Origin of the sequence: Vibrio sp. 10N.261.52.A1, assembly GCF_002876325.1 — a bacterium.
Classification (GTDB): domain Bacteria; phylum Pseudomonadota; class Gammaproteobacteria; order Enterobacterales; family Vibrionaceae; genus Vibrio; species Vibrio chagasii.
This window is the reverse complement of record NZ_MCYD01000120.1, coordinates 1-2,082: the sequence shown is the minus strand read 5'-3', so window position 1 is coordinate 2,082 and position 2,082 is coordinate 1. Positions and strand designations below refer to the sequence as shown.

Below are 2,082 nucleotides of genomic sequence, written 5' to 3'. Positions count from 1 at the left end.
ATGCATGGTTACTTATAATCATGAAAATTACATTTCAGATTCTATTGAAAGTTGTTTATCTCAAAGTTATAAAAACTTTGAGCTAATTATTGTCGATAATAACTCTACAGATGGTACGATTGAAGTAGTAAAAAAGTATAAATCTGAAAGCGATAAAATTAAATTAATCGCTCTTGATAATAATACCTTTCCTTCTCATGCATCTAACTTAGCAATTAGAAATGCCAAGGGAACTTATATTACTTTACTTTCAGGTGATGACTTTTATTACGATAACAAACTAGCAATGCAATTGAAGTTGATGCTTGAGAGTGGGGCTCGTTTTTCTTTCTCTTGGGTGGACACAATTGATGATGATAAAAATGTCTGCGATCATGAATTATCCCGTATATTTAATAAGGAATTTAGTAGTTTAGAGATAAAAAAGCATTTCATTGATTGTGGAAATATGTTGTGTGCGACTTCAGGTATGTTCCATAAAGACATTTTTGAAGAGTATGGTTATTTCGATGAAAGGCTACTTCAACTTCAAGACTACGATCTGTGGTTAAGGTTGTCTTCTACTGAAGATATTACATTACTTAGCCATAAACTGTCTGCGTATCGGGTGAGAGGAGACGGTCAGAATTTGAGTTTGGCTACCAATGACTCAAAGTTTTTCCGAAGTGAGTATGAACAGTTTCGTGTTGAACGTCGCTTTTTGGATTTCGATCTAGAACTTTTGTCATACGTTGTCCATTCTGAATGCTCTGAGTCTTCTAAATATCATAAGTTATACGACTATCTAATTGGTGTCGGTAAATTTGCATCGGCTAAAGCAATACTCGATGAGTTATATACTCGCATTGGTTCCGACATAAACTTTCCTTCTGAAAAATATCAACATTTTTTTGATTTATACTCAAAATCAGACTTCTTCAGAAGTAAAGTTTTAGATGAAGTAAGTACTTTGACTAATGAAAATAACTCATTAAGTGATATGGTTGAATCGTTAGAAGAGCAAATCGACTCTCTTGATAGCGCTGTTAACCGTTTAAGTTCCATTGAAAATTCTAACACTTGGAGAGCTGTGCAGCCAATTATAGCCGTACTTTCAAAAGTCAAGAGAGTGAAGGAACTCGCCCTCTATCTACCTCGAATTATCCGTCAGAAAGGTCTGAGAAATACCTTAAATTATGCTTTTCAAGTCTTTAAATCAGGCGGATTACGCACTCTAGTACGTACAGCTTTAAGTAATTCAGCGAGAGGACATGTCCATAGTTTTATTGAGAGGGACTTTATCAACAAACCTTCAGTATTAGCTCATGGCGTTTGTCTAAACTCAGTCACAATCATCGCGGAGTTAAGTATACAACAGTGTACTAAATACAGAGTTACACAGAAAAAAGAAATGCTGGAGCTATTGGGCTTTAAGTGTGAAGTGGTCTCTTGGACTGATTACTATAAGTCGAGGATGAGTATATCCCACTCATCAGTAGTTATTTTTTATCGGGTTCCAAGCACTGATACTGTATTGGCTTTGATTGATGAGTGTAAACGCCTCAATGTAAGAACTTTTTGGGAAGTTGATGATCTTATCTTTAACGAAACTATACTCGCAGAGAGTAAAACTATTAGTGATCTTTCGAGCGAAGTGAGAGCTCAAGTACTGGAAGGTGCTAATTCTTATAAGCGTACACTTCTTGCGTGTGATATGGCAATTGCTTCGACCTCTGGCTTAGCTGATTCAATGAAGGCGGAAGGCGTCGAAAATGTTTTCGTACTTGAAAATTGCCTAGACTCAGAGACTCTTCAACTCGCTAATGAGATATTAAAAAATTCGGACAATGAACAGAAAGTAGACAATAAAATTCGAATTGTGTATGGGTCAGGGACATCAACTCATAATATTGATTTCGAAGAAGCCGCTTTGTCTATTGCGAAAGTACTGAGAGAAAACTCTCAAGTTATTTTTAGAATTATTGGCTTATTGGAGCTACCATCTTGTTTTGACGGTCTTGATGCTCAAGTAGAACGTTTTGAACTTTGTACTTACTCTGAGTATTTGCGCCTACTATCTGAGTGCGATATCAGTATTGCACC

At 36.1% G+C, this 2,082-nt stretch carries 1 protein-coding gene; it reads left to right on the top strand.

Annotation, left to right across the window (positions count from 1 at the left end):
- Positions 1 to 2,082, top strand: a 2,082-nt coding sequence (locus BCT81_RS01700; RefSeq protein ID WP_133152487.1) for a glycosyltransferase, incomplete at both ends; no start/stop codon positions are given.